This window comes from Mycoplasmopsis felis ATCC 23391 (genome assembly GCF_000701865.1).
Lineage (GTDB): Bacteria > Bacillota_I > Bacilli_A > Mycoplasmatales > Metamycoplasmataceae > Mycoplasmopsis > Mycoplasmopsis felis.
Genome location: NZ_JNKA01000023.1, coordinates 1 through 12,748, shown reverse-complemented (window position 1 = coordinate 12,748; position 12,748 = coordinate 1). Strand labels below are relative to the sequence as shown.

15 protein-coding genes are annotated in these 12,748 nt (G+C 24.5%); 13 read left to right on the top strand and 2 right to left on the bottom strand.

Going from position 1 to position 12,748, the window contains the following annotated elements; translation table 4 throughout:
- On the bottom strand, nucleotides 1-326 hold a 326-nt coding region (locus T405_RS02885), incomplete at its 3' end, for a hypothetical protein (RefSeq protein WP_036430945.1).
- Nucleotides 316-1,002 carry a pseudouridine synthase gene (locus T405_RS02880; RefSeq protein ID WP_036430942.1) on the bottom strand — a complete coding sequence of 229 codons (687 nt, stop codon included), beginning with the start codon at nucleotides 1,000-1,002 and terminating at the stop codon, nucleotides 316-318. The genes T405_RS02885 and T405_RS02880, both read right to left, overlap by 11 nt.
- A 93-nt stretch (nucleotides 1,003-1,095) precedes the next feature.
- Here T405_RS02880 and T405_RS03745 point away from each other — a divergent pair, with 93 nt between their 5' ends.
- The 13 genes from T405_RS03745 (at nucleotide 1,096) to T405_RS02815 (ending at nucleotide 12,714) form a co-directional block, all read left to right on the top strand.
- Nucleotides 1,096-2,916, top strand: coding sequence for a R.Pab1 family restriction endonuclease (locus T405_RS03745; protein WP_051619553.1), 1,821 nt, complete (start codon nucleotides 1,096-1,098; stop codon nucleotides 2,914-2,916).
- Between the two features lie 73 nt (nucleotides 2,917-2,989).
- Nucleotides 2,990-3,403: a hypothetical protein gene (locus T405_RS02870; RefSeq protein WP_036430938.1), complete on the top strand. Its 414-nt coding sequence runs from the start codon at nucleotides 2,990-2,992 to the stop codon at nucleotides 3,401-3,403.
- The gene (locus T405_RS02865; RefSeq protein ID WP_036430935.1) at nucleotides 3,384-4,151 is read left to right on the top strand and encodes a F0F1 ATP synthase subunit A; all 768 of its coding nucleotides are present in this window, start codon (nucleotides 3,384-3,386) and stop codon (nucleotides 4,149-4,151) included. The genes T405_RS02870 and T405_RS02865 overlap by 20 nt, the downstream gene beginning before the upstream one ends.
- 8 nt (nucleotides 4,152-4,159) lie before the next feature.
- Nucleotides 4,160-4,477, top strand: a complete 318-nt coding sequence (gene atpE, locus T405_RS02860) for an ATP synthase F0 subunit C (RefSeq protein ID WP_036430932.1) — start codon at nucleotides 4,160-4,162, stop codon at nucleotides 4,475-4,477.
- 9 nt (nucleotides 4,478-4,486) lie between these two features.
- Nucleotides 4,487-5,026, top strand: a complete 540-nt coding sequence (atpF, locus tag T405_RS02855; RefSeq protein WP_036430929.1) for a F0F1 ATP synthase subunit B — start codon at nucleotides 4,487-4,489, stop codon at nucleotides 5,024-5,026.
- Entirely contained in the window at nucleotides 5,026-5,574 is a 549-nt protein-coding gene (gene atpH / locus T405_RS02850) for an ATP synthase F1 subunit delta (RefSeq protein ID WP_036430926.1), read from the top strand. The genes atpF and atpH overlap by 1 nt, the downstream gene beginning before the upstream one ends.
- Nucleotides 5,575-7,152: a F0F1 ATP synthase subunit alpha gene (atpA, locus tag T405_RS02845; RefSeq protein ID WP_036430923.1), complete on the top strand. Its 1,578-nt coding sequence runs from the start codon at nucleotides 5,575-5,577 to the stop codon at nucleotides 7,150-7,152.
- A complete protein-coding gene (gene atpG, locus T405_RS02840) occupies nucleotides 7,145-7,999 on the top strand; it encodes an ATP synthase F1 subunit gamma (protein ID WP_036430920.1) in 855 nt (284 codons plus the stop codon). The genes atpA and atpG overlap by 8 nt, the downstream gene beginning before the upstream one ends.
- Before the next feature lie 11 nt (nucleotides 8,000-8,010).
- Nucleotides 8,011-9,405, top strand: coding sequence for a F0F1 ATP synthase subunit beta (gene atpD / locus T405_RS02835; protein ID WP_036430918.1), 1,395 nt, complete (start codon nucleotides 8,011-8,013; stop codon nucleotides 9,403-9,405).
- Complete coding sequence (atpC, locus tag T405_RS02830; RefSeq protein ID WP_258408967.1) at nucleotides 9,405-9,818, top strand: ATP synthase F1 subunit epsilon; 414 nt, start codon at nucleotides 9,405-9,407, stop codon at nucleotides 9,816-9,818. Before atpD ends, atpC begins: the two co-directional genes overlap by 1 nt.
- A 210-nt stretch (nucleotides 9,819-10,028) precedes the next feature.
- Nucleotides 10,029-11,270 (top strand): S8 family serine peptidase, encoded by a 1,242-nt coding sequence (locus tag T405_RS02825; RefSeq protein ID WP_036430912.1) that lies wholly within the window; start codon nucleotides 10,029-10,031, stop codon nucleotides 11,268-11,270.
- The gene (locus tag T405_RS02820) at nucleotides 11,257-11,898 is read left to right on the top strand and encodes a hypothetical protein (protein ID WP_036430909.1); all 642 of its coding nucleotides are present in this window, start codon (nucleotides 11,257-11,259) and stop codon (nucleotides 11,896-11,898) included. Before T405_RS02825 ends, T405_RS02820 begins: the two co-directional genes overlap by 14 nt.
- A gap of 12 nt (nucleotides 11,899-11,910) precedes the next feature.
- The gene (locus T405_RS02815) at nucleotides 11,911-12,714 is read left to right on the top strand and encodes a hypothetical protein (RefSeq protein ID WP_036430906.1); all 804 of its coding nucleotides are present in this window, start codon (nucleotides 11,911-11,913) and stop codon (nucleotides 12,712-12,714) included.
- Nucleotides 12,715-12,748: the final 34 nt, after the last annotated feature.

Below are 12,748 nucleotides of genomic sequence, written 5' to 3'. Positions count from 1 at the left end.
AAATCAGCTAATAATTTTTCTTTATTATTTGGAGATAAACTAGTTGCATTAATAGTATCACGAGTTTGGTCTTGAACTGTTTTTAATTCAATTGCATCATTTTTAATTTGAATTACTTGTTCTTTAGTAGGAGTTGGATTGGTGTTATCTAATCTACTTTGTAAAGTTGTACGAGAACGTTCTGGTAGATTATTAATAGCATTTTGAGCTTCAGTTTGTGCTTGAGCATATTCTACATCTAGTACATCTTGTCTTTGGGCTTGTTGTATTTTAGTAAGAACTTCTGCTACTTTTTTTCTTTGGTAGTAGCATTGTTTAAATAACATCACTTAATTTAATTTCTTTATATTGTCCTGTCTTTAATTCTCTTGGTAAGCATAATTTACCAAACTTTACTCTATTGAGATATTTAACTTTATATCCAAATTTTAAAAACATTCTTTTTACTTGATGATATTTACCTTCACTAATAGTTATATAGCAATTATATTTATCAATAATTTTCAGTTTAGATGACTTTGAAACAAAATCATTTAAATTAACCCCATTTTTAAATTCATTTATTAGACTATTATCCAATTCTTTATCAACTGTTACATAATAGGTTTTATGTATATGTTTATTTGGGCTTAATACATTATGTGTAAATTCTCCATCGTTAGTTATTATTAATAATCCTTCGGTATCTTTATCTAATCTACCGACTGTATGTAATCCTTTATAAGTCAAATAATAAGAATCCAGCAAATCAAAAACGGTGTGATTTATTTTATCATTATTTGCACAAATATAACCTTTAGGTTTATTCATCAGAAGATAAATATACTTAGGTTTTTCAATTAATAATTGCTCATTAATAAAAATTTGATCGGTTTGATTTATATTAATTACTTTGTTAATAAATACATTATTAACTTTTATCTTTTTATTCTTAATTAATTTCTTAACATCATTTCTTGAATAATCAGTCATACTTGATATGTATTTATCAATTCTTATCATGATTAATAAATTATATTAAGTTAATTAAAATTATCATTAAATAAAATTAATTTTTAGTTAATGATAATATAATTTATTATTATAAGGTTACATATGAATAAAAAAATTGAATGAGGACAGTTCTTTACACCTAAGGTAATAGTAGATATTGTATATAAAATGATAGATACAAATAAAATTGAATTTGATTTTATTTGTGATACATCTGGTGGTAATGGAGATTTTGTTATTGATACTTTCAAGGAAAAGTTCATTTATATTGATATAGATACTAAATACTATGAAAATGTTAAAAGTAATTTTAAACTTCATAAAATCTGAAATAAAAACTCATTATTAGATTTAGAAAGAAATCATATCTGTAGTCTAGATAATAAACTTTTAATTGTTGGTAATCCTCCATATAATAATTGGACTTCATTTTATAAAAAGAATCAAAAAGGGGAATCTGAAATTAAAAATGAACTTGTTTCAAGAGATATGGGTATTTCATTTTTAAAATTATTTAATTATTTAAAAGCAGATTATGTATGTGTATTACATCCATTATCATATTTGATTAAAAAATCTAATTTTAATCAACTAAAAGAATTTAAAGATAATTACATATTAATTGACGGGATGATTATATCTTCAAATGTATTTTTAGATACTTCTAAAAATACTCCTTTCCCTATCTTAATAGGTTTATACAAAAGAAGTCAAAAAGGCATGACTTATGAAGATATCAAAACGTTCACATTTTCTGTATATAATACTAATTATAAATTTTCATTAAATCAGTTTTTATATATAGAAGATATACATACTAAATATAAAGATAAAAATATTACAGGTAATTATAAACATTTTTCAACTCTTAGAGATATGAATCAACTTGTAATCAATAAAGGTTTTTTAGAAAAAGAAAATAATCAATCTATTAGGGTTAAAGGACAAACAGCATTAAAGGTTTTTAAATATTTAGAATATTTAAAAAAATGATATTCAAAAAATCAAAATGAATTTTATTTTTTTGGTAATTTATCACCAATAATAAATAAAGAGATATGAAAAAAAGTTAATTTGTTAAACGGAAACGAAATTATTCAAAATATAGATTCATTCTTTAGGAATGAATTATCAAAAAATAATTCTATTTTAAGTTTGTTTGGAAATAGATTAATATGAAATTTTACAAATATATATCCAACAAGTAAATATAGATTTATAACAAAAAATAATATAACTAATCAAAATCAAATACTAACTTCCAAAACTCAAACCATAAACGAAAATGATTTTCTAGAAATTCAAATAAGTTATGATAAAAATATTGAGGATTTTTATAATAAACCATCTATATATAAATTAGCATTTAAAAATAACAAAGAAGAAAACAAATATATTTTTGAATTATCTGATATTTTTTATTGAGGTTTAATCAAAGGTTTTATCAATCTTGAATATTTAAAAAAATTAATAACCAAAGTACAAAGTATTAAAAACACAATTAATGATGAATATAAAATATCAATAAGAAAAAGAAATCAGAATAATCTTATGATTATTCCATTAACATTTAATGAATATGAAATTGTTAAACCAGTTTTAATAAGTGAATATATAGATAATGATTTTATTGAAATTAAAATAAAAAACAAACAAAAAGCAGTTGGTATTCAACCAATGTTATTTTTAAATCTATCAGCTAAAAATTTCTATATTAACAATGAATCTATTATAGGTAAAAATATTCAAACTAAAGATGTCATTCAATATGTTATTGACCCTAAAAAATTTATGAATTTATTTGTTAATTTAGTTTTAGTGTTTGCTAATTTATCAAAAGAACACAATCAAGATATTTTGCGTATTTTAAATTCTATATTAGATTATTCAATAAATATAGAACAAAATATGTGTAAAAACTAAAATAACTAATATTAATATTTAATAATTTAAAAAAAGTAATAAAATAATAAAAGCATACTAAAGGAGACAAAAAATGATAAAGTTTCAAAAAAAATATGAAATTATTTTTTGAACTTTATGAATCTTTTTTTGTGTTTTATTTGGATTAGTTTCCTTAGAACATAATGGCGCTTTCTTTGGTTTTGCTATAGGATCTTTATGTTCTTATATAATGTTTAAAATAACATTAATATTAATTTTTAATAATTCAACAAATAAATTATTTATTTATTTTTTGAATATCTTAAAAATGTTTATTTTTTTTATATTTATATTAACAATTATTTATTTAATTTTAATGATAAATAATTTATATACAAAAAATAATTTAAACTACCCAATTAATTTCTTTTATTATTTAGGTGGAATTAATTTGAATTTAATAGTTATTTTAATACATTATTTACTTGAAATTAAAGGGGGTAAAATTGGAAGAAATAAAAAATAGGCTGTTTATATTTGATTTACCACAAATGATTTCGTTAGTAGTAACTATTTTAATAATACTAACATTATCTATTATTATTTTTATTAAAGTTAAAAAAGTAAAAAAAGACAAAGCACCTTCTGGTATTGTTTTAATAGCAGAAGGTTATGTTGGTTATATTGATGGAACTTTTGATGAAGTAACAAGTCACAGATTACCAAGTGCAAGATTTTATATTTTTACACTTGCTACATTTTTGTTAGTAGGAAATTTAACACCAATGCTTGGTTTTGAGCCGATCGGAACTGCTTTTTCAGTACCATTAACCTTAGCTATATCAACTTGAATGGGAGTATTTATAGCAGGTTTAATTCATAAGAAATTGAAATATATCAAAGAAATATTAATTAAACCTATGGATTGAATTGGTAAGTTTTCACCCTTAATTTCTTTATCTGCACGTATGTATGGTAATTTAATAGGTGGTTCTACTATTTTGGTTATGATTTATGGCTTAGCAGGATTTGGATTAATGCAAGCATCAAATTCTTCAGCATTTCCATTTACATATATTTTAGGTGTTATTTTAACTCCGTTATTACATTTTTATTTTGATGTATTTGGAGCAATTTTACAAACTTTAGTATTCACATTATTAACAGCAGTTTATTGAAGTTTAGAATCTGAAAATGAAGTAAGCCATAAAAAAATATCTAAACAAGGATTATTTAAAAAATTTAGTAAAAGAAAAATCGAATCTATATATTAGGAGAAAATATGTTATCAACAATTAATACAGTTTTAGAAACAACAACAGAAGTTGCAACAAAAACAACAGAACAATCATCAAACACAGCTGGAACATCAGTAGGACTAGGATTAGTTGCTATTGGTGCAGGTATTGCAGCATTAGGTGTTATTGGAACAGGAATAGGACAAGGATATGCAGCAGGAAAAGCTGCAGAAGCAGTAGGAAGAAATCCAGAAGCAGAACCTAAAATTAAACTTATGTTAATTATTGGTGCTGGTATAGCTGAAACTGCAGCTATTTATGCTTTCGTTATTGCAATGATTGTTTTATTTGTTTTAAAATAATATTAAGTTATGAATATTAAAACATCAAGTGAATTAATTAAAGAAAAATTTGATGGTTTATACCCAAATATTCCTTTAATGATTGCTACAATTATAGCTTTTATTATCATTGGAATTATTCTTTGATTTTTCTTTTATAAACCTATTAAAAAAATGATGAAAGAAAGAAAAGATTTTGTTCAAGATAATATTGACTTATCAATTAAACAAAAAGAAGAAAGTTTGTTAATGTTAGAACAAGCAAATGAAAATTTAAAAAATGCTCGACTAACTGCTGATGAAATAGTCACCCAAGCTAAAATTAAAGCAGAAAAAGTATCTGAATTTTATACAAACAAAGCAAAAACAGAAGCTAAAAGATTATTAGATGAAACTATGGTTGATATTAATACTCAGCAAAAAGAGTTTCAATTAAATGCAAAAAAATATATTGTAGAAATAGCAACAGATTTATCTCAAAAAATTTTAAAGCGTGAAATGTCTCAAAGCACACATGATGAAATAATTGATAAATATTTAACAACTGATAGTGATGTAGAGGAATTATAATGCTTGAAAAAAAACATATTTCTGCATATTCTGTTGCAATTTTTGATTTAGTTCAAGAAGAAAATAAACTAAAAGAATTGCATAAACAATTTGAAGCAGTAAAAGATTTATTTTTAGAAAATAAATCTTACATTGATTTTTTTAGTGATCACACGATTTCAGAAGAAGAAAGATTTAAAACTATTGATTTAGCTTTTAAATCTTTTGATTGAATCATTATCAACTCATTAAAAATTATTTTAAGAAGAAAATCATTTAAATACATTGTTAAAATCCTTATTGAATATTTAAAATTATCTAATAAGGAATTAAGAATAAGATATTTAGATGTTATTTCTGCTTATCCACTTAGTAACGAACAATTACAAGCAATAAAAAATAAATTACAATTAAAAACTAGAAGAACTATTGAAATAACTAATCACGTTGATAAATCATTAATTGCAGGTTTTAAAATAGTTTCAAGAACTGAAACTCATGAAATGAGCATTAAAAATGATTTAGAGAATTTAAAATATGACTTAATAAAACATGAAAAGGAAGTATAAATGGCAATTAAATTAGATGATATTTCTGCAATTATAAAAGACAGAATAAAAAATATTGGTTCTAAAGTAGATTTTTCTGAAATAGGTAGAGTTATATCTATAGGAGACGGAATTGCAGTGGTAACTGGTTTAGAAAAAGTTAAAAATAGTGAAATAGTAGTATTTAATAATTCTGTTTATGGTCTTGCTTTAAACTTAGAAGAAGAAACGGTAGGAGTTGCATTATTTGGTAATGCAAACTCAGTTTCAGAAGGTGATACTGTTAAAAGAACAGGAGAAGTTATTTCAGTTGGTGTAGGAGATCAATTATTAGGTAGAGTAGTTGATGCTCTGGGGAATCCAATTGATGGAAAAGGTTCACTAACATTTACTAAGAAATCCGAAATTTTTAAAACTGCTTCTGGTGTTATGACCAGGAAAGAAGTTAATCAACCACTTGAAACCGGGATTTTAGCAATAGATTCTATGATACCAATTGGTAAAGGACAACGTGAATTAATTATTGGAGACCGTCAAACAGGAAAAACTGCAATTGCAATTGATACAATTATTAACCAAAAAGGTAAAAATGTTAAATGTGTCTATGTTGCAATAGGCCAAAAAAATTCAACAGTTGCACAAATAGTTCAAAAACTATCGGATACAGGTGCCTTATCATATACAACAATAGTTGTAGCTGGAGCTAGTGAACTAGCTCCTCAACAATATATTGCTCCATATACAGGTATTACTATTGCAGAAGAGTGAATGCAAAACGGAGAAGATGTATTAATAGTATATGATGATTTATCTAAACACGCTATTGCTTATAGAACCTTATCATTATTATTAAGAAGACCCCCTGGTAGGGAAGCATTCCCAGGGGATGTCTTTTACTTGCATTCACAATTACTAGAAAGAGCAGCTAGACTAAATAAAGATTATGGCGGTGGTTCTATAACTGCATTACCAATTATAGAAACTCAACAAGGTTATATAAGTGCATATATACCAACTAATGTTATATCAATTACAGACGGACAAATTTTTACTAAAGAAAGTTTGTTTAATTCAGGTCAAAGACCAGCAGTTGATATAGGTTTTAGTGTTTCACGTGTTGGTTCAGCTGCTCAAACAAAAGCAACTAAGCAAGTAGTAGGTTCTTTAAAATTAGAATTAGCTCAATATAATGAAATGCTTGCGTTTGCTCAATTTGGTTCTGATTTAGATGATTCAACAAAAACAATTCTTGACCATGGTGCAAAAGTATATGAATTACTTAAACAAGAACAATATTATCCAATATCTCAAGAAATTCAGGCAATTATTTTAGTTGGTGTTAAAGAAAGAATAATTAATATCTTGCCTATAAATTATATGCATGAATATCGTGATAAAGTCATTAGTTGAGCAACTCATGAAGAAGATGGAATTGCAGTATTTTCTAGAATTCATCATAATGGTAATATATCAAATGAAGATTATCAAATTATAGAAAAAGCATTAATTAAAATAGTTTATGAAATAGTTGCTACTATACCTAATTATGACAAACGTTTATATAAACCACTACCTAAGAAATATTTAGAAAATGCCTAATTTAAACAATTTAAAAAACAGAATTTCAGTTGTTTCTAGTACTCAAAAAATAACTAATGCAATGGAATTAGTTTCTACTTCTAAATTAAGAAGATTAAGAAATGAATATACACAAGTAAAATCATATTTAGATACATTGCAAGATACTTTTAATGAACTAATAGCACATGTGCAACCAAATGATTTTTATGACATTTTTCCACAAAATAATATTGAAAGTTCACTATATATTGTTATAACAAGTGATTTAGGTTTATGTGGTTCATATAATTCTAATATTATAAAATTACTCACTGAAAAAATAAAACAAAATGATAAGATTATAATCTTAGGAACTAAAGGTGTTGGTTTAGTTTTAGGCTCTTCTTTAAAAGATCAAGTTATTAAAAGTTATATTAATATCGGTGATAAATTATCATATAAGTTATCAAATGAAATTACTAAGATGGCTTTAGAATATTATACAGATAAGAAAATATCAAAAATTAATTTAATTTATACTGAGTTTATTAATAATTTAACTCAAACTCCAATTAGTCTTCAATTATTCCCGATAAATGTTAATTCATATTCTAAAACACAAAATCAAACTGATTCTATTGAATTTGAACCAAATGCTGAAACTGTCTTATTAGAAACTATTCCCATGTTTATTTCTAGTATGATTTATTGTTTATCTGCTAATTCAAAAATTTCTGAAATGGCTTCAAGAAGAAATGCAATGGAAAATGCAACAAGTAATGCAGGTGATTTAATTAAAGACTTAAAATTAGAATTCAATCGTCAACGTCAAGGTATTATAACTCAAGAAATAACAGAAATAGTAGCAGGAGCAGATGCAACCTAAAAGGAGAAAAGATGATTCAAAATAAAGGAACAATAGTACAAATATTAGGACCTGTAGTTGATGTAAGGTTTAATGAAGGAAAATTACCTAAATTATTAAATGCTTTAACAGTAGTTCAAGATGGTAAATTATATACCTTTGAAGTTGCTCAGCATATTGGTGATGATACAGCAAGAACAATAGCTATGGGAACAACTAACGGATTGCAAAGAGGTTTGGAAGTATTAGATACGGGAAAACCAATTTCAGTTCCAGTGGGAAATGTTGTTTTAGGAAGAATGTTTGATGTTTTAGGAAATCCAATCGATGATTTACCATTACAAGAAGATATAATACGTCATCCAATACATGCTTCATCTCCAACATATGAAGAACAAAAAACTTCTTCAGAAATTTTAGAAACAGGTATTAAAGTAATAGATTTATTAATTCCTTATGCAAAAGGAGGGAAAATAGGTCTATTTGGTGGTGCTGGAGTTGGTAAGACTGTTTTGGTTCAAGAACTAATTAATAACATAGCTACTGAACATAATGGTTTATCAGTTTTTGCTGGAGTGGGTGAAAGAACCCGTGAAGGAAATGATTTATACCATGAAATGAAATCAGCAGGAGTTTTAGATAAAACAGCTTTAGTTTTTGGGCAAATGAACGAATCTCCTGGTGCTCGTATGAGAGTTGCTTTATCTGGTCTAACAATGGCTGAGTATTTTAGAGATAAACAAAATCAAGATGTTTTATTATTTATTGATAATATTTTTAGATTTACTCAAGCAGGATCGGAAGTGTCTGCTTTATTAGGTAGAATGCCATCTGCTGTTGGTTACCAACCGACTTTAGCTACAGAAATGGGTGCTTTGCAAGAAAGAATTACTTCAACTAGACGTGGCTCAATTACTTCTGTGCAAGCAGTTTATGTTCCAGCAGATGACTTAACTGACCCAGCACCTGCTACAACTTTTACACACTTGGATGCAAAAACAGTTTTAGATCGTGGTATTGCTTCACTTGGTATTTATCCAGCTATTGATCCATTGAATTCATCTTCTAGATTACTTGATCCTTTAATAGTTGGAGCAGATCATTATGATGTAGCACAAAAAATTATTTCAATTCTACAAAGGTTTAAAGAACTTCAAGATATTATAGCAATTTTAGGTATGGGTGAGTTATCAGAAGAAGATAAGAAAATAGTTGCTAGAGCAAGAAGAATTAGAAACTTTTTATCTCAACCATTTACAGTTGCAGAAAAATTTTCAGGTATTAAAGGTGCATATGTTCCTTTAAGTGAGACAATACGAAGTTTTAAAGCTATTTTAAATGGTGATTATGATTCTTATCCTGAAGACATATTTAGATATGCAGGAAGTATTGATGATGTAATAGAAAGATATCAAAAAAATAAATAATGAATACTATTTATTTAAAAATAATTATCCCAAATGGTGTTTTTTATGAAGGTGAAATTGATATTCTTACATTAAAAACAGCAAGAGGATACATTGGTATACAAAAAGGTCATTCCCCCTTTTTTTCTAGCGTAGAAATTGGAAATTTAACTATTAATTGAAGTAACTCTGATAAGTCACAAAACTTCTATATTGGTGGTGGAATTATTTATGCAGACCAAAAGAAAATCAATATCATTACAGATGATATAATTAACGCTAAAGATATAGATATAAACAGAGCAAAAAGCGAAATAGAGAATTTACAAACCCAAATCAAACAAAATAAAGATACAGTTGATATTTTAAAACTAGAAACCAAACTTAAAAAAGCTTTATTTCGAGTTGAAACATATAATTTATATAACAAATAAATCAAGAATTAATCTTGATTTATTTTTATTAAATAACTCTATTAATTACTAAATAATCTTTAGTTAATCAATAAGATTGTATATTTAAAACAAAAACAATTAATTATATATGGAAATTTTCACATTTTATATAAATTTAGTTCTTCTATTATTTCATTTTTAAATTATTTTTATAAAAAAGATATATCATTATTATGTAAGAGGTAACTTGTGAAAAGAGTTAAATTTAATAAATTAATAGGTATTTTAACTTTGTTTGGAATGATTTCAACTAGCGTTTCATTAAACTTTAAAGAAGTAGTAGAAAATACAAAACAAGAGGATAAGAATAAAAATGAATATGTCAAATTACAATTAAATTTAAATATAAGTGATAAGGAAAATATTGATGATAATTTTTATGATAAATTTATAAAAAGACTAGAAACACAAAAAATAAAATTTGAAAAATATGACAAAAGCAAAATTTTTCCTATTATATGAATTTTTATAAATAAATCTAAATTAGAAGAAACAATAAAAAAACTAAATGAAAATAATTATGAATTTAATATAGTTAAAAAAATTAATGTACAAAGCCAATCGTTAAATTGATTAGATAAAAAAAATCAAAATAGGTACGTCGTTCCTTATTACCAATTTATTTTAAACACAAAAAATAAAAATTTCTTAAATATACCTTCTATTTATAAAGATTATAATGATAATTATAAAAATTATAAAAATAAAGTCGGTATATTAGAATACTATAGTAGTGATGAAAAAGAAGGAAAAGAATTCATTGTAGATAATTTAAGGAATTCATTAAATGTTAATAAGTCTATAGAACCAAGGATTAAAGAACATGGAGTTCTAGTTTCAGAAATATTGGGCGGAGAAAATGGAATTCATAAAAATTCGAATATTTATTTTTCTAATTTTAAAGATTCTCAAGAATGAATGAAGGCATTGGAATGATTAGTTTTGAAAAATAATGTTAAAATAATTAATCATAGTTATGGGTTCACAGGAGATGAATCTTTATATCAAGAAAAATCTTATTATCTAGATTATTTATCGAGAAAATATGGGGTGATAAATGTATTTTCTTCTGGTAATGGAGAATGAAATCCAAAAACTCTAAACGAATGGATAAACGAAAGAAAGTTAGCATTCAATTCTATTATTGTGGGAGCACTAAACGATTCAAATACAAATATTTCTTATTATTCTAATTGAAGAGTATATGAAAAATATGAAGACATTTCAAAACCTTTTGTTTTAGCACCAGGAACATATAGTTATTATAATAATAAATTATTAAATGAATTAGGTCATTGAAGAACTGAATATAAAGTTAACAAGGATATTTATGTAAATGGTACAAGTTTCTCAGCACCTGCAGTATCAGGAGCAATATCACTTTTTCTTTCCTTAGAAGAAAATAATAAGATAAATAATGATAAAAAATAGAGTTCAATCAATAAAATCAATAATTGCAGCATCATCTACTGAATTAAAAATAGGAAAGACTAAACTAAGTGGTTTCGATTCAAAATCGGGTTCAGGAATTCTTAATTTTGAAAGAATGCTAAAGGCTAAAGAAAATTTAAAAAATATAACAATAGCAAAAGATGAGGGTAATAAAACTTTTGTATATACAAGTGAAAAATTTAAACTAAAAAAAGAAAACAAAATTTCTATTGCATTATCTTGATTATTTAACTCGGGAATATTAAAAACACCTGAATGAAAAAAAGATTTTGACGTAAATATTCATGGAAATTATCCTATATCATTAGTTAAAAATGTTTCTCATCCAAAAGAAACACATGAAAATGAAAATAAACTAACTTTAAAAGAGACTTTTGATAGATTAGGTAATAAATTCTTCAGTGATTATGATTTGTATTTACAAAAAGAAAATAAAGATGGAAAATGAGAAGATATAAAAATATCAAACTCTTCTACATCAAATGATGAATTAATTCGTTATACAGCAGAGAATGAAGGTGTATATAGAATAGCAATTTACAAATATAGTGATTCATATCAAAATTCAGTCGATGATAATTTAGCTTTATCATATATTATTGATTAAAAGGAAAATATTATGAAAAAGAAATTAATATATTTTATTATACTTTTATTTATGATATTTGCTTTTGGTTCTATAATTTATATTTCTTATTATTCTCACAAATACACAAATAAACAAACCTCTGAAAAAAAGTATAATGAAATAACTATATTTAATAATGAATTATTCAAGGAATTAATTGATAAAATAAAAACAAATCAAAAAGAAAATGGAATAATCTTATTAGATAGGTGAGAATTAGATGAGCAACAGAGAAATGAATATTTTGAAAAATATAAAATAGAATTACTAGGTGATATTTTTTATGGAGAGAGAAAAGAAAAAGAATTTAATATTTCAAATTATAATGATATTAAAGATATGTATAAAAGCATATTATCAATTAAAAATATAGATCATAAAGAAGAGGAATTTATTAATTTTAAACAACTTTTAAATAAAATATCAGGAACAAAAAATATTGAAAATATTTTAGAAACTAACAACATCTTTTTACACTTTACAAATCAAGGTTCAATTCCAGGTTCTGATATATATTTCTATATAGAAAATAAAGACAATGTAAATATAAATTTAAGGAAACTTCAAATGAATTATTTTATAGGTATATATACAAATGATAATATATACACACATCTAGTTGAAACACCCAATAAACCTAAGGAATTACAAATTCCATTAATCCATATGTTGATATATCCAAAAAACATAAAACTTAATTTTATTAATCATGAACCAAAAACTTCCTATGAAAAAGAAAAAGAAAATTATAAATATGCACTAAACTTTTTTAATATATTAAAAGATAGCAATTAATTGCTATCTTTTTGTTTTTATTAGTGTTTTACCA